Origin of the sequence: Streptomyces sp. SP17BM10, assembly GCF_036322405.1 — a bacterium.
Lineage (GTDB): Bacteria > Actinomycetota > Actinomycetes > Streptomycetales > Streptomycetaceae > Kitasatospora.
Map to the genome: position 1 here is coordinate 34,082 of NZ_JAQYXB010000624.1, position 14,888 is coordinate 48,969.

Annotated in this window: 16 protein-coding genes; 1 reads left to right on the forward strand and 15 read right to left on the reverse strand. The window is 72.1% G+C overall.

Features of this window, described 5'->3' with window-relative positions; all coding sequences use genetic code 11:
• From PUR71_RS26765 to proS, 14 genes are all read right to left on the reverse strand, one after another.
• On the reverse strand, positions 1–459 hold the full coding sequence (locus PUR71_RS26765) for a YraN family protein (protein ID WP_329929743.1): 459 nt from the start codon (positions 457–459) through the stop codon (positions 1–3).
• 210 nt (positions 460–669) lie between these two features.
• Positions 670–996: a DUF2469 domain-containing protein gene (locus tag PUR71_RS26770; protein ID WP_329929696.1), complete on the reverse strand. Its 327-nt coding sequence runs from the start codon at positions 994–996 to the stop codon at positions 670–672.
• Between the two features lie 55 nt (positions 997–1,051).
• A complete protein-coding gene (locus PUR71_RS26775; protein WP_329929697.1) occupies positions 1,052–1,525 on the reverse strand; it encodes an NUDIX hydrolase in 474 nt (157 codons plus the stop codon).
• A gap of 112 nt (positions 1,526–1,637) precedes the next feature.
• A complete protein-coding gene (gene lepB / locus PUR71_RS26780) occupies positions 1,638–2,393 on the reverse strand; it encodes a signal peptidase I (protein WP_329929698.1) in 756 nt (251 codons plus the stop codon).
• Between the two features lie 145 nt (positions 2,394–2,538).
• On the reverse strand, positions 2,539–3,540 hold the full coding sequence (lepB, locus tag PUR71_RS26785; protein WP_329929699.1) for a signal peptidase I: 1,002 nt from the start codon (positions 3,538–3,540) through the stop codon (positions 2,539–2,541).
• Positions 3,541–3,780: 240 nt separating this feature from the next.
• A complete protein-coding gene (gene lepB, locus PUR71_RS26790) occupies positions 3,781–4,710 on the reverse strand; it encodes a signal peptidase I (RefSeq protein ID WP_329929700.1) in 930 nt (309 codons plus the stop codon).
• Positions 4,694–5,404, reverse strand: coding sequence for a signal peptidase I (gene lepB, locus PUR71_RS26795; RefSeq protein ID WP_329929744.1), 711 nt, complete (start codon positions 5,402–5,404; stop codon positions 4,694–4,696). Before lepB (PUR71_RS26795) ends, lepB (PUR71_RS26790) begins: the two co-directional genes overlap by 17 nt.
• 323 nt (positions 5,405–5,727) lie before the next feature.
• On the reverse strand, positions 5,728–6,078 hold the full coding sequence (gene rplS / locus PUR71_RS26800) for a 50S ribosomal protein L19 (RefSeq protein ID WP_063347674.1): 351 nt from the start codon (positions 6,076–6,078) through the stop codon (positions 5,728–5,730).
• 153 nt (positions 6,079–6,231) lie between these two features.
• Positions 6,232–7,050, reverse strand: a complete 819-nt coding sequence (gene trmD, locus PUR71_RS26805) for a tRNA (guanosine(37)-N1)-methyltransferase TrmD (protein ID WP_329929745.1) — start codon at positions 7,048–7,050, stop codon at positions 6,232–6,234.
• A gap of 26 nt (positions 7,051–7,076) precedes the next feature.
• Positions 7,077–7,718, reverse strand: a complete 642-nt coding sequence (rimM, locus tag PUR71_RS26810; protein ID WP_329929701.1) for a ribosome maturation factor RimM — start codon at positions 7,716–7,718, stop codon at positions 7,077–7,079.
• Between the two features lie 157 nt (positions 7,719–7,875).
• Complete coding sequence (locus tag PUR71_RS26815; RefSeq protein WP_030056773.1) at positions 7,876–8,115, reverse strand: RNA-binding protein; 240 nt, start codon at positions 8,113–8,115, stop codon at positions 7,876–7,878.
• 2 nt (positions 8,116–8,117) lie between these two features.
• Positions 8,118–8,546 carry a 30S ribosomal protein S16 gene (gene rpsP, locus PUR71_RS26820; protein ID WP_045700219.1) on the reverse strand — a complete coding sequence of 143 codons (429 nt, stop codon included), beginning with the start codon at positions 8,544–8,546 and terminating at the stop codon, positions 8,118–8,120.
• A gap of 517 nt (positions 8,547–9,063) precedes the next feature.
• Positions 9,064–9,642, reverse strand: coding sequence for a hypothetical protein (locus PUR71_RS26825; RefSeq protein ID WP_049650398.1), 579 nt, complete (start codon positions 9,640–9,642; stop codon positions 9,064–9,066).
• A 408-nt stretch (positions 9,643–10,050) separates the two neighbouring features.
• Complete coding sequence (gene proS, locus PUR71_RS26830; RefSeq protein WP_329929702.1) at positions 10,051–11,463, reverse strand: proline--tRNA ligase; 1,413 nt, start codon at positions 11,461–11,463, stop codon at positions 10,051–10,053.
• A gap of 300 nt (positions 11,464–11,763) precedes the next feature.
• Between proS and PUR71_RS26835 the strand changes: the two genes are divergently transcribed.
• Positions 11,764–12,588: a class I SAM-dependent methyltransferase gene (locus tag PUR71_RS26835; RefSeq protein ID WP_443077580.1), complete on the forward strand. Its 825-nt coding sequence runs from the start codon at positions 11,764–11,766 to the stop codon at positions 12,586–12,588.
• Positions 12,589–12,811: 223 nt separating this feature from the next.
• Here the strand turns inward: PUR71_RS26835 and ftsH are convergent, their stop codons facing one another.
• The gene (gene ftsH, locus PUR71_RS26840) at positions 12,812–14,773 is read right to left on the reverse strand and encodes an ATP-dependent zinc metalloprotease FtsH (RefSeq protein WP_329929704.1); all 1,962 of its coding nucleotides are present in this window, start codon (positions 14,771–14,773) and stop codon (positions 12,812–12,814) included.
• Positions 14,774–14,888: the final 115 nt, after the last annotated feature.

A 14,888-nucleotide genomic window follows, 5' to 3' on the forward strand; every position in this document is an offset into this window, starting at 1 on the left:
TCAGACCACCCCCCGCAGGTGGTCCACCGAGGCGGCGCCCCGGGACCGGTTGATGACGGCGACCAGGTCGATCCGCACCCCGCCCGGCGGGGCGGGCGGCCACTGCGGATCCGCCGGGCCGGGGTCGTACCCGGGCCCGGCCAGCTGCGCGAAGTGCCCGGGCCAACGCTCGGCCAGCCACCGCTCGGCCAACCGCTGCAGCCGGGCCGCCTTGGCCTGGTCGATGGCCTCTGTCGGCTGCTGGAAGCCCCGCTCGGAGCGGGTCTTCACCTCGCAGACCGCCACGGTGTCGCCGTCGAGGGCGACGATGTCCAGCTCGCCCTCGGCGCAGCGCCAGTTGCGGTCCAGGATGCGGAGCCCGTCCTCCGCGAGGCGGCGGGCGGCGACCCGCTCGCCGTAGCGGCCGAGGCTGGTCTTGCTCGGCCTGTCCGGCCCGCCCTCGCGGGCCCGCCGGGTGATCGCGCCCTCCGCGGTCGGGTTCTGCACGGTCGTGTTCTGCACGGTGACCACCTCCGCCGTGGAGGTTGCACCGTCGCGCTCGACGCGAGCCGGTATTTCCCTTTTCCTGTGGACAACTCGCGCCTGTGGATAACTTCCGTCACCCGCAGGAGTGAGAATCCCCGATTGCGCGTAATTCCCCTGGACAACGCGGAACCGGGAGGTCCAACGTCAGTTCCCGAAGCCGGCGTCGTCCGAGGGCAGCTCCAGATCGCTCTTCGCGAGTTCCTCGATGTTCACGTCCTTGAAGGTCAGCACCCGGACCTTGCGGACGAACCGGGCCGGCCGGTACATGTCCCAGACCCACGCATCCGCCATCGACACCTCGAAGAAGACCTCGCCCTGGACCGAGTGCACCTGCAGCTCGTAGTCATTGGTGAGGTAGAAACGTCGCTCGGTCTCGATCACGTACTTGAACAGGCCGACGACGTCCCGGTACTCCCGGTAGAGCTTGAGCTCCATCTCGGTCTCGTACTTCTCGAGATCTTCGGCACTCATCCAGGCGTCCCCTCAACTTGTCACGTCCACCCATTGTGGACCACCGCACCCACGCTCAGAGCCGTACCGGAACGACCGGCGGGCCCTGTGCCAGCAGCCGCTCCAGGAAGTCGGCCAGTCCGGCCGGGTAGACCGTCTCGGCGGTCCGCCTCAGTTCCTCGAGCGTCCACCAGCGTGCCGCGAGCAACTCGGCGTGTTCCGCGTCGCCCATGCCCGAGTGGTCGAGGCCGGTGGCCTCGGTCCGGGCCAGGTGGAACCACTGCTCCTGCTCGTAGCGCTGTCCCCGGAAGGAGAACGACACCGTGCCGTACCCCACCAAGGGCCCCAGCTCCACGCCCCGCAAACCGGTTTCCTCCACGAGCTCCCGCGCGGCGGCGTCGCGCACGTCCTCCCCGGGCTCCAAACCGCCCCCCGGGGTGAACCACCAGGTCACGCCCGGCTCCGCCGGGTCCGCGCCCAGGAAGAGGAGGACGCGGTCCTGCCCGTCCAGCAGCAGGATCCGTGCCGCCTGGCGACGCCGCACCGTCATGGCAGCTCTTCACGCCCCTTCCTTCCGCGCCGGTGGTGATACCGATCCTGCCACCCGACGCGTCCATCCGGGGCGATGTTCGACAGAGCGGCCCGGCGGGCGGCGGACGCGCTCAGGATGCGCGCCCCCGGCGGAGCCGGCGGGCCAGGCCGGCCACGCCGCCCACCGCCGAGGTCACGACGATCAGCGCCGCACCGCCGACGGTGGCCACGGCCGCCGGGACCAGCGGACCGGGCTGAGCGGCCCGCGGACCGGCGAGGCCGTCGAACGCCGTGGTCCGGCTGAACCGCCCCATCCGGCCGAACGGCATCACGGTCGTCTCCACCCGGGCCTCGACGGCATCGGCCGCGACGGTCCCGCCGTCGACCGCCAGGTGGGTGCGGGAGTCGAGCGAGACCATCCGGTTGTCGCCGAGCAGGAAGAGCCGGCCCTGCGGCACCGTGACGCTGAAGGCCGCGCCCTGCGGCCCCTGCACCGCGAGGTAGGGCTCGGCGACCGGGGTGCCGTTCACGGTCAGCCCGCGGCCGTCCTCGGCGGAGGCCACGGTGTCTCCGCCCACCGCGACGACGCGCTTGACCATGAGCTCGCCGCCCCAGGCCTGGTCCCTGAAAACCACGACGTCCCCCCGGCCGACCGAGCCGCCGTCGGTCTTCCGGGCGAGCACCGTGTCCCCGACCTCGAGCGTGGGGGACATCGAGCCCGAGGGGATGTTGTAGGGCCGGTAACCGACCGCGATCACGGCGAAGCCGCCGACCAGCAGCACCAGCCCGAGTCCGATCAGGACGCCCTGGACCACGGCGGCCGCCCGGTGGCGCGACCGGGTGGGCGTCACCGGCCGGTCGGCGGTCTGTTCCACGACACTGCTCATCGACACCGTCCAGCTCTGACCTGCCGGAGCACGCCCCGGGTGCGCCGGAGGCACAGGCGGGGAACCCGACGGGCCGTGGCACGTCCGAGCAGATTACTCGTCGGTACCACGGCCCGCGCAAGAGCTGAAGAGGAGTTGCCGGAGCTCAGGAGTCCTTCCGGCGCTCCGACCGGTCCCGCACCCGGCGCACCAGCGGGAGCAGGGCCACCGCGCCCACCGCACCGGCCACCGGCGGCACCAGCGGCACGCCCGCCGCCAGGCCCTTCTGGTCGAAGGTGCTCGGCACCGGCAGCGTCGCCCAGCGGTCGATCGGCCAGGCCACCACGAAGGCGCGCCCGATCACGTCGTCCACCGGAACGGTCCCGCCGCCCGGCTGGTCCATGTGGAAGCGGGAGTCCAGCGAGTCGTCGCGGTGGTCGCCCATCACCCAGATCCGCCCCGACGGCACCTTCAGCGGTCCGAAGGTCCGGCTGCACGGATTGTTGCCCGGGAAGATGTACGGCTCGTTGAGCGCGACGCCGTTCACCTTGACCGGACCGCCGCTCTCGCACTCGACGGTGTCGCCGCCGACCGCGATGACGCGCTTGATCAGGTCCTTCTCGTTGGCTGAGGGCATCAGGCCGACGAAGCTGAGGACGTCCTGCACCCCCCGGAGGAAGGAGTTACTGCTCTGCTGGACGGGCTCGTCGTTCAGCCAGCCGCCCGGGTCGTGGAACACGACGACCTCGCCGCGCTCGGGCTCGGACCCGAACCAGGGGGTCAGCTTGTCCACCAGGACACGGTCACCGACCTGCAGCGTGTTCTGCATCGACTCCGACGGAATGGAGAACGCCTGGACGAAGAAGGTCTTGATCACCAGGGCCAGGACCAGGGCGATGCCGATCAGGATCGGCAGTTCCTTCCAGAAGGATCGCGGCTTCTTGTCCTTGCCGGACGCCTTGTCCTCCGACTCGTCCGCCGGTCCGGCACCGCCACGGAGCTCGCCCGGGGTACCGCCCGTCCCGTCGCCCGGCTCGTCGGCGGACTGGGCCGCCGCGTCCTCGACCGAGGCCGACGGCGCTGCGGACTCGGCGGACCGGTCCGCCCGGCTGCCGGAGCCCTCGGGCTCTCCGGCGCCTGAGCGGGCGCCGATCACCAAATCCCCCACAACGTCTCCTCCCTGCTGTGCGGACGCCCGTGCGCCCGCGCTCGGAGTGCCGCACAGCGGGCACCACGTTCACCACGACCATGAACGCCTCAGGGCTGCCCGCCACGGACGCCCCTGACACCAGCACGGTCTCGACGCTCAACCGGAACGTCCCGGCCGCGCCTGCACTTCTCTATCACTCCCAGGCATCCGGCTCGCGATCCCACGCGCGCGACCCGGTGGGTCGGCGGCCGGCGTGACCTACCGCAAAGGCCCGTCCGGCCTGCGAACGGCAAGCGGAAGGATGCCCAACACACCCATAACGAGCGGGGGTTCCATCGGAACCGGCCCAACGGGCACCGAATTCGGCGCCGTTCCGGCGGCCTGCGGAGCGCGCGCCAGGGAGGAGAGTGAACTCGGCTCGTCAAGTTGATGGAAGCGGTCCAGCGGCCAGGCGATCACGAAGGCCCGGCCGACCACGCCGCTCAGCGGAATCGTGCCCTGGCCCGGATTCCCCATGTGGAAGCGGGAGTCGGCGGACACGTCCCGGTGGTCGCCCATGACCCAGAGCCGACCCTGCGGCACCTTCACCTTGAAGGGCTGCCGGGACGGCGGGTTGCCGGGCGAGAGGTACGGCTCGTCCACCGGCGTGCCGTTGACGCTCAACCGCCCCTGCGCGTCGCAGCACTCCACCGTGTCCCCGCCGACGCCGATGACCCGCTTGATCAGATCCTGCTCGCTGTCCGACGGCAGCAGCCCTACGAAAGTGAGGACCTGCTTGGCCCCGCCCAGGATCGGACCGTCGTCCGACGGCTTGTGATCGTTCTCCAGCCAGCCGCCGGGGTCCTTGAACACCACGACGTCTCCGCGCGACGGCTCGTTGCCGAACCAGGGGGTGAACTTGTCCACCAGTACCCGGTCCCCGACCTGGATGGTCTGCTCCATCGAACCGGAGGGGATCACGAAGACCTGGATCATGAAGGTCTTCATCACCAGCGCCACCAGCAGGGCCACCAGGATGATCAGCGGGAACTCCCGCAGCAGCGAACGCTTGCGCCGCCGGGCCGCGCGCTGCGCGGTGCGGCGCCGATCGGCGCGGCCGCGGACCGGAACGCCGTCGGCGCCATCGGCACCCTCTCGCGCCACGTCGGCGGGGCGGTCGGCCAGTCGGCCCCTACCTCTGGTCCCCATGACCACCCGTCCCCGCTGTCGCGGCAAAGGCCGAAGGCCGGTCCAGGCTGTTCCAGTGCGCGAACGGGAAGACCACCCAGTCCGCCCGGCCGATCACCCTGCTCTCCGGCACGAACCCGCCGCCGGGCTCGCCGAGGTGGTCGCGGGAGTCCCGGGAGGCGCTGCGGTGGTCGCCCATCACCCACAGCTTGCCGGCCGGCACCACCACGTCGAAGGCCACGCCGGACGGCTCGTCTCCCGGGGCGAGGTAGGAGGACTCGTCGATCGGCACACCGTTGACGGTGATCCGCCCGCCGGGGCCGGTGCTGGTCACGCGGTCGCCGCCCACCCCGATCACCCGCTTGACGTACACCGTGTCGCCGGCCGGGGCCAACCCGAGGTCCCGAACGAGCGAGTGCAGCCCGTCCCAGGGGCCGGCCGGCTGGTCCGGCTCCGGCAGGAAGGAGCCCGTCCCGTCGAACACCACGACGTCGCCCCGCCGGGGGTGGTCGCCGAAGGCGTAGGCGAGCTGGTTCGCGATCAGCCGGTCGCCGGGGCGGAGCGTGTCCTCCATCGACCCGGACGGCACCGTGAACGGCCGCGCGACGAAGGCGTTCACCAGGAGCAGCGCGGACAGGCAGATGCCGGCCAGCAGCAGGAGGTCCCGCGAACGCGAACGCCCCGGTTCGTCGTCGTCGGCGGTCGCGTCGTCCATCGCGTCGTCCGCAGCGTCCTCGGACACGGACACGGACTCCGACACGGACACGGACGCGGCCCCGGACCCGGACGCGAAGCCGGGCCCGGACCCGGACACAGCCGCGGCCACGGGAGCGATCGCGGTGGCGGCCGCCGGAACGGTCCCGGGAACAGCCGCGGAAACGACCGCGGACCGCGGCGGCGAGTCCGCACCGGAGGGTACGGGACTGCCGTCGCGGTCCGCGGGTGGTTCGTGCGTGCTCATCGGGGGCTGAGCTTACCGTGCGGCAGCCGCGCCCCCGGGAGCGCTCCGATCCCCCGGCGAGGCCGGGGGCCGGTGGATCAGCGGTCGCGCTTCTCCTTGATCTTCGCGGCCTTGCCGCGGAGGTCACGCAGGTAGTACAGCTTGGCGCGGCGAACCGCACCGCGGGTCACGACCTCGATCTTCTCGACGACCGGGGTGTGCACCGGGAAGGTGCGCTCCACGCCGACGTTGAAGCTGACCTTGCGGACGGTGAAGGTCTCACCGACGCCCGCACCGTGGCGGCGGATGACGACGCCCTGGAAGACCTGGACACGGGAGCGGTTGCCCTCGATGACCCGGACGTGGACCTTCAGGGTGTCACCGGCGCGGAAGGCCGGGATGTCGCTACGCAGCGAAGCCGCGTCGACAGCAGCGAGCTTGTTGCTCATGTTGCTCTCCATCGCAGGCGCCACGGGCCGCCCACGGAAGTTCGTCACAATGGGGTCGCTGCGGGCCGCATCGGCTGGCGGCGATCCCCCCGTGGCGGGGGCGCCGGTCCACGTGACCCCCACGGGAGGGGCCCAGCGACAGACAGCAGCCGCCTATTCTTCCACACTCTCGGCCGCGGACCGAAATCGGCCGAGCTCCTCGTCCCAGGCCAGGCCGAGGACGGACAGCGCCGCCCGGTCCTTCTTGTCGAAGGAGTCGTACTGCCAGCGCTCCACCAGATCGGGGCGGTTCGCCAGCGTACGGGCGAAGGCCTCGTCCCGGCGCCAGCGCGCGATGCGGCCGTGGTTGCCGCTGAGCAGCACGTCGGGCACGGTCCGCCCGCGCCACTCGGCGGGCTTGGTGTAGACCGGGCCCTCCAGGAGGTCGGCCATCGCGCCGGGGGCGAAGGAGTCGTCCCGATGGGACTCGGCGTTGCCGAGCACCCCGGGCAGCAGCCGGGCGATCGCCTCGACCATCACCAGCACGGCGACCTCGCCGCCGGCCAGCACGTAGTCGCCGATCGAGGCCTCGACCACCGGCATCCGGGTGGCCGCCTCCTCGATCACCCGCCGGTCGATGCCCTCGTACCGGGCGGGCGTGAAGGCCAGCCAGGGGCGGCCAGCCAGTTCCTGGGCCAGTTCCTGGGTGAACGGGCGACCGCTCGGGGTCGGCACGACCAACGTCGGCACCTGCCCCTCGGGGCCGGCGGCAACCACCGCGTCGAGGGCCTCGCCCCACGGCTCGGGCTTCATCACCATGCCGGGGCCGCCGCCGTACGGGCTGTCGTCGACCGTCCGGTGGACGTCGTACGTCCAGTCCCGCAGGTCGTGGACGTGCACGTCCAGCTGGCCGCGGGCACGGGCCTTGCCGACGAGCGAGATGTTCAGGGGCTCCAGATACTCCGGGAAGATCGAGACGACGTCGAGCCGCATCCCGGTCCGGACGCCCTCCTCGGCCGTCACTTCTCGCCGCCCTGCGAGTCGCCACGGGAGTCCTCCGCGGATCCGGCGGATCCGGCGGACCCGGCGGACTCTTCGGGCTCCGCAGGCTCCTCGGACTCGGCAGCGGCGCTGCCCGCCACCTCGGCCCGGTCCGGGTCGATGAGCCCCCCCGGCGGGGTGATCACGGCGCGCTGGTTCTCCAGGTCGATGATCGGCACGATCTGGCTGACGAAGGGCACCAGCACCTCCGTGCCGTCGGCCTTCTTCACCGTGAGCAGGTCCTGGTACGGCAGGTGGACGACCTCGGTGAGCTCGCCGACCGGGGTGCCGTCGGAGAGCACCACGTCCAGCCCGATCAGCTGGTGGTCGTAGTACTCCTCCGGGTCCTCGGGGCTCTCGTCCGGGTCGACCTCGGAGATCAGCAGGGTGCCCCGGAGGGCCTCCGCCGCGTTGCGGTCCTTGACGCCGGCGAAACGCAGCAGCAGCCGCCCGCTGTGCACCCGGCCGGACTCGACGGTCAGCGGTCCGGCCGACGCGGGGTCGGTGAGCACGACGGCCCCCGGGCCGAGCCGAAGCTCCGGCTCGTCGGTGCGGACCTCGACGCTGACGTCCCCCCTGATGCCGTGGGCGCGGCCGATCCGGCCGACGACGAGCTGCACGGTGATCGTTCTCCTGGAGTTCCTGAGTGGGACGGGAAGCCGGCCGCGTGTGCGGCCCCACGGGGCACGGACACGGTGGCCGGATGCGAAAAAAGGCCGACCGGGACGCATGCGTCCCGGTCGGCCCCAAGCCCTGACGGCTGCACTGGCAGCTGCGTCAGCGGATGTTGTCCACGTCGACGAGGTCGACCCGGACGTTGCGACCGCCGAGGGCGCCGACCACGGTGCGCAGAGCGCGCGCCGTGCGGCCGCCCCGGCCGATCACCTTGCCGAGGTCATCGGGGTGCACACGCACCTCGATGGTGTTCCCCCGACGCAGGTTGCGCGAGCGCACCTGCACCTCGTCGGGGTGCTCGACGATGCCCTTCACCAGGTGGTCGAGGGCGTCCTCGATCACGATCAGGCCTCGGCGGCGGCGTCGGCCTCAGCCTCGGCCTTGTCCGACTTCTTGGCCTTCGGGGTGATGGCGACACCGGTGGTGGCGTCCTCGAAGCCGGCGACGGCCTTCGCGAACAGGTGCGAGAAGTCCTCGACCTTGGGCTCGGCGACCTTGAGCGGCGCCGGGGCCGGCAGGCCCTTGAACTTCTGCCAGTCGCCGGTCAGCTTCAGGATGGCGAGGACCGGCTCGGTCGGCTGGGCGCCGACGGACAGCCAGTACTGGGCGCGGTCGCTGTCGACCTCGATCTTCGAGGGGTTGTAGGTCGGCTGGTAGATGCCGATCTCCTCGATCGCGCGACCGTCACGCTTGGTGCGGGCGTCGGCGACGACGATGCGGTAGTGCGGGGAGCGAATCTTGCCGAGACGCTTGAGCTTGATCTTGACTGCCACGGGAGTGGATTCTCCTGGTGTTGACGTGGGTGAGCGATCGCGTCATCGCGTGGGGTTGCGGTGCGGACCGTTCAAGGGACACGCCAGCCGTAGGAGAGAGGGGTCCTGCTCGGCTGCCGAGTACTCAGCTGTCCATTCTGCCATACCGGCGCGAACCGCCTGGACCGGGCCTCCGGTGCCCGCCCCGTGGGACCGGACCGGACCGGGAGCCCCCGCTCCCGGTCGAGTCCACTGAATCCATCCACGAGTCTTCCGCTCACACCCGCCGGTTCCGCTGCCCGCACAGCCGACCGCCGGGTCCTGCCACCCGGTCACGCGACCCCGAACCGGTCACGTGAGCCTGATGGGCCCTGCCTTGCCTTGGCTTGCCTTGCGCCGCCTTGGCTTGCCCTGCCCTAGCGAATTTCTCGAACACGCTCGCCGAACTCGTCGAACGAGTCGAACTCGTCGAATCTGTCGAGCTCGTCGAAACCTGTCGAGCTTGCTGAAATTGCTGGAACCGTCGGACCCGACCGGCTCAGGCGATCTTGAACGGCTGCTGGCACGCGCCGCAGACGATGGACGCCTGCGCGAGCACCGACGGAACGACGCGGACGTTGCGCCCGCAGCCGCAGACCGCCTTGACCCGCACGCCGCCCCCGGAGGAACCGTGCCGGGCGGCCGGCCCGCGGAAGGCGCGCGTCGCGCCGTCGCCGGCCACCGCCTCCTGGTGCGCGCCCAGGGCGCGGTCCAGGCGTTCGATGGTCTCGGCGTACCGCTCCTGCGTCTCCTTGAGCATGGTCACCTGGGAGAAGCCGCTGCTGGCGTGCGGTTCCACCGGGTGCGCCAGGCCGAGCTCGGAGGCGAGCATCAGGAAGCGCCGGTTGTGGTAGCGGCCGGCCCGCGAGGTGTCCCGGATGTCCCGGGCCGCGGCCAGACCGTGGGCAGCCTCGTGGAGGAGCCGCTCGAAACCGAGCCGCGTGCCACAGGCCGAGGAGGACTCGCCGATCAGGGCCTCGGGCGAGGCCAGGTCCGGGAGGTCCTGGTGGTAGGCCTGGATGTCACTCCAGGCGGCGGCCAGTTCGGCCGCGAGGACGAGGGGCTGTGTCGTGCTCACGCTAGACCAACGATGGAGTGCGAGCCGATGTTCCGCCTGTTCCCGTTCTCCGGGAATTCCCAGGGAACTCCCAGGAATGCATGGTCGCGCGCGAATTGCGCGTTCCGGATCTGACGCAAGACCAACCCCCTGCCGGTTTCGGCCCGCAGCTCGGCGGGCCTGGTGAATTCCGTCCGGGGAGCGGGCTGTCGCACCCAGGACGTACGGCCCGTGGTCCTGCCGAAGTTGACAGGGCCACGGGCCGTACACCGTACCGCTATTCCGTTAATACCGGCAGTTGACCGGCCAGTAGGGATGTTGCGAGTCCGGAGCGGTCGGTGAGAGTTACCGGATTCTTACCACCCGCATTCCGGGCAAATGTTGCCGGTGACGGTCATTGCCCACCGCCGGTCGTACCGATGGTCGGGATCAGTACGCACGCGCGACGAGCGCGATATTGCCTTCCTGGTCGTCCGCCTGCGGCACCGAACCGTCGGCGGCGACGATGCAGCGCACCGAGACGCCCTGCTCGGCCAGCTTGGCCTCGCCCTCCGGGCCGAGCTCGGCCCAGGAGATCCGGCCCCAGCCGGTGGCGGCGGCCTCGACGGCCTCGTCGAGGTTCTTGACGTCCACGGTGCGCGACTCGCGGCGCTCGCGGGACTGGCGCAGCAGGAGCGCCTGGTCCTCCTCCAGGACGCCCGGGAGCAGCTCGGCCAGGGCGTCGATCGAGACCGGCTCCTTGCCGCCGGCGATGCGGCGGACCAGCATCGCGGTGCCGTTCTCCAGATCGCGCGGGCCGACCTCGATGCGGACCGGGACGCCCTTGAGCTCCCAGTCGACGGCGCGGCGGCCGAACGGGGTGTCGGTGCGGTCGTCGACGACCACGCGGACGCCGGCGGCCTCCAGACGGGCGCCGATCTCGCGGACCTTGGCGATCACCGCGTCGTCGCCCTTGATGGCGAGGACGACGGCCTGGACGGCGGCCAGGCGCGGCGGGACGCGCAGGCCGTTGTCGTCGCCGTGGGACATGATCAGGCCGCCGACCATGCGGGTCGAGACGCCCCAGGAGGTCTGCCAGACGTACTCGCGCTCGGCGCCCTGGAGCTGGTAGGTGGTGTTGAACGCCTTGGCGAAGTTCTGGCCCAGCTCGTGGCTGGTGCCCATCTGGAGGGCCTTGCCGTCGCCCATCATGCCCTCGAGGGTGAGGGTGTTGATGGCGCCGGCGAAGCGCTCCTTGGCGGTCTTGCGACCGAGCACGACGTCGATGCCGAGCACGTTGGTCATGAAGTCGCCGTAGACCTGCGTGTGGATCATGGACGCGTAGTCGCGGGCGTCCTCGTAGGTGGCGTGGGCGGTGTGGCCCTCCTGCCAGAGGAACTCGGTGGTGCGCAGGAAGACGCGCGGGCGCAGCTCCCAACGGACCACGTTGGCCCACTGGTTGATCAGCAGGGGCAGGTCGCGGTGGCTCTGCACCCACTTGGAGAAGTACTCGTTGATGATCGTCTCGGAGGTCGGCCGGACGACGACCGGCTCCTCCAGCTGCTTGCCGCCGCCGTGGGTGACCACTGCGAGCTCGGGGGCGAAGCCCTCGACGTGCTCGGCCTCCTTGGTCAGGTACGACTGCGGGATGAACATCGGGAAGTAGGCGTTCTGCGCGCCGGCCTTCTTGATCCGCGCGTCCATCTCCTGCTGCATCCGCTCCCACAGGCCGTAGCCGTACGGTCGGATGACCATGGTGCCTCGCACCGGACCGTTGTCGGCCAGCTCGGCCTTGTTGATGAGGTCCTGGTACCAGCGCGGGAAGTCTTCCGCCTGAGGGGTGAGAACGGGTGCCTTAGCCATGGCCCGAATGGTACGGGGAGCGGCCCCCCGACTTCGAATCGGTATCACACCCGCGGCGGACGTCCGCCCCGACCACGGGACGGACGGGACAGGGCCACGGGACGGACGGGGCGCGGACGCGAACGGACGGGGCGCGGGACGCGGGAGGACCCCCGCCGACAGCAGGGGGCGCACGACCGCGACACACGCGCACCACCCTGCACCCCTCTGGACGCCGCGCCCGAGCCGCTGTTCGCTGGAGTGGGGCGGGACTTTGGGGGAGCCGTAGCAGCACACCGAAGGACCGGATGGGAGGCCGCGATGGCTTCAGCTCGGACGACCGGCACGACCGAACGACCAGCGGGCGCACGACCGCACCAAGTCCACGCGGGGGGCGCGTGGCCCGCGCGGGCGCGCGACTGGGCTGAGATCCAGGAACGCATGCTGGTACCGCTCTACGAGGCGGTCTACGACCGGCTGGAGGTCGGCCCGGCCAGCAGCGTGCTGGGTCTCGGCTGCCGCTCCGGCCTGGCGCTCCTGCTGGCGGCCGGCCGGGGTGCCCAGGTCTCCGGCCAGGAGCCGCGGGACGAGCTGCGCGAGCTCGCGCGGGACCGCCGGCTGCGGGTGTGCGCGGGGGCCCGTCCGGCCACCGCGCTCCCCCGGTCGGCCCATTCGCTGGTGACGGTTTTCGACCAGCTCCCGGCGAGCGCCGAACCGCGCACGGTGGTCGCCGAGGCCGCCCGGCTGACGCTGCCCGGCGGGCACGTGGTGCTGGCCGCCTGGGGGCCGCAGGAACGCTGCGAGAGCGCCGCGGTGCTGGACGTGGCCCGCCGGATGGCCGGCCGCACCACCGCGCGCGACCCGTTCGACCTGAGCGCGCCCGGCGCCCTGGAGGACCTGATCGCCGCGGCCGGCCTGCGCCCGGCCGGCAGTGGCCGGGTGAGCTGCCCGTTCGCCTACCCGGACCTGGACAGCGCGGTGCGCGGCCTGCTCGCCACCGGGCTGTTCGAGGCCGCCGAGGAGTTCTCCGGCGGCGCGCTGGTGGCCAAGGAGCTGGAGGAGGCGCTGCAGCCGTACCTGCGCGCCGACGGGTCGGTCCGGATGGAGAACGTCTTCCGCTACCTGATCGCCGAACGTCCCCGCTGAACCGGTCGCCACAGCACGCACCCCGCACTGCCCCGGCCCACGCGTGGACGGCCCGCGCCTGGACGGCCCGGTGGACGGCCCGCACGTGAGCGGCACACCCGGCGCGCCGACCCCGGCGGCGCGAGGGACGCCGTGAGACGGACGAAACCGGGGGCGCCCGCCACCACGGCGAGCGCCCCCGGCCTCCTGCCCCCGTGCCCCGTCACGCTGCCCCCGAACGGCCCTACGGCGCCCGGTCCCCGGCTTCCCCGGTCGGCCCGGCCTCCCCGTCCACGGCCGCCTCCCGCGGCACCCCGGCGGCCCGGTAGGCCTGTTCCTCGTCCAGCGTCTCCGCCTCCAGCAGCGCCGCGGCCAGCGCGTCGAGCCGGGCCCGCTGCTCGGTCAGGATCCGCACGGCGTCCTCGTAGCACTCGGCGACGATCCGCCGGGCCTCCTCGTCCACCGCGTCGAGCGTGGTCGGCGCGGCGGAGAGCCCGTACGCCCCCTGCGGGTCGGCGGGCACGGCGGTGAGCCGCCCGACCCGCTCGCTCATGCCCCAGCGGCCGGCCATCCCCCGGGCGATGTTGGTGACCTGCTCGAGGTCGCTCTCCGCGCCCGTGGTGATGACCCCGTAGACGACCTGCTCGGCCGCCATCCCGCCGAGCGCGCCGATGATCCGGCCGCGCAGGTAGGGCTCGGTGTACGAGTAGCGGTCGTTCTCGGGCGTGGAGAGGGTGACGCCGAGCGCCCGGCCGCGGGGCACGATGGTGATCTTGCGGACCGGGTCGGCGCCGGGCTGGAGCATCCCCAGCAGCGCGTGCCCGCTCTCGTGGTACGCCGTGCGCTCGCGCTCCTCCTGCGGCATCACCAGCGGCCGTACGGCGCCCAGCTGGACCTTCTCCAGCGCGTCCGAGAGGTCCCGCTCGTTGACGGCGTCCTGCTTGCGCTTGACGGCCAGCAGCGCGGCCTCGTTGACGAGGTTGGCGAGCTCGGCGCCGGTCATCCCGGGGGTGACCTTGGCCAGTCGGGCGAGGTCGGCGTCGCCGGCCAGCGGGACGGTCCGGGAGTGGATCGCGAGGATCGCGGCGCGCCCCTCGCGGTCCGGCGGGCTGACGGTGATCCGCCGGTCGAACCGGCCGGGGCGCAGCAGCGCGGGGTCGAGGACGTCGGCCCGGTTGGTCGCGGCGATCACGATGACGCCCTCGGAGCCGGTGAAGCCGTCCATCTCGGTGAGGATCTGGTTGAGCGTCTGCTCGCGCTCGTCGTGCCCGCCGAGGCCGCCGCTCCCGCCGCGCTGGCGGCCGATGGTGTCGATCTCGTCGATGAAGACGATCGCCGGGGCCACCTTGCGGGCCTCGGCGAAGAGTTCGCGGACGCGGCTGGCGCCGACGCCGACGATCATCTCGATGAACTCGGAAGCGGAGGCGGAGAAGAACGGCACGTCGGCCTCGCCGGCCACGGCCCGGGCGAGCAGCGTCTTGCCGGTGCCGGGCGGGCCGCTCAGCAGCACGCCGCGCGGCATCTTGGCGCCCATCCTGCGGTAGCGCTGCGGGTTCTTCAGGAAGTCGACGACCTCGGTGAGTTCGGCCTCGACCTCGTCGATGCCGGCCACGTCGGCGAAGGTGGTGCGCTTGCCCTCCTCCGCGACCACCGGCTTGGGCGGCGCCTTGCGGCCGAGCGCTCCGGCACCGAGGCCGCCGGACATCCGGCGGGCGAGCAGCACCCAGATGAAGACCAGCAGCAGCATGGGGGCCAGCGAGAGCAGCAGGTTGGAGAGGAAGCTGCGCTGCTGGACGACCGGCGAGGTGGCGGTGACCTCGATGCCCTGCTGCTGGAGGGTGGCCCAGAGGTTGTCGTTGGCGAAGGAGGGCCGCTGGGTGGCGAAGTCGGTGTAGTCGCCCTTGGCGCCGTCCGGCCGGGGCTGGGCGGACTTGAGGGTGCCCTCGATCGCGTCGCCCTTGGAGTAGATCTTGGTGATGTTGCCCTTGTTCAGCTGGTTGTTGAACTCGGTGTACGAGATCGTCGTGGCGCCCTCGTTGCCGAAGAAGGACAGCAGCACGTCGGAGATCAGGAACACCACGAGCGCGGTGAGGATGAGGCCCATCCAGCCGCCGGGCATCCGGCGGCGGGGCGGCGGCGGGGGCGGGGCGCCCTCCGACCGCCAGGGCTGGTCGGGGGTCTGGCGCGGCGGGACGGGTTCGGTCACCTCTCGGACGATACGGACGCGCGCTCGGGTGGGCCAACCGCAACGCCGCGCCCCCGACCCGCCCCGAGCGACCCGCCAGACCGGCCCCGAGCGCGCCGCCAGGCCGCCCCCGACC

Coding starts and splice junctions, on each gene's coding strand:
- PUR71_RS26770 (WP_329929696.1), bottom strand. CDS start 996: ATGAGTGCCGAAGATCTCGAGAAGTACGAGACCGAGATGGAGCTCAAG.
- PUR71_RS26775 (WP_329929697.1), bottom strand. CDS start 1,525: ATGACGGTGCGGCGTCGCCAGGCGGCACGGATCCTGCTGCTGGACGGG.
- lepB (WP_329929698.1), bottom strand. CDS start 2,393: ATGAGCAGTGTCGTGGAACAGACCGCCGACCGGCCGGTGACGCCCACC.
- lepB (WP_329929700.1), bottom strand. CDS start 4,710: ATGGGGACCAGAGGTAGGGGCCGACTGGCCGACCGCCCCGCCGACGTG.
- lepB (WP_329929744.1), bottom strand. CDS start 5,404: ATGGACGACGCGACCGCCGACGACGACGAACCGGGGCGTTCGCGTTCG.
- rplS (WP_063347674.1), bottom strand. CDS start 6,078: ATGAGCAACAAGCTCGCTGCTGTCGACGCGGCTTCGCTGCGTAGCGAC.
- trmD (WP_329929745.1), bottom strand. CDS start 7,050: ATGCGGCTCGACGTCGTCTCGATCTTCCCGGAGTATCTGGAGCCCCTG.
- proS (WP_329929702.1), bottom strand. CDS start 11,463: ATGGCTAAGGCACCCGTTCTCACCCCTCAGGCGGAAGACTTCCCGCGC.
- PUR71_RS26835 (WP_443077580.1), top strand. CDS start 11,764: ATGGCTTCAGCTCGGACGACCGGCACGACCGAACGACCAGCGGGCGCA.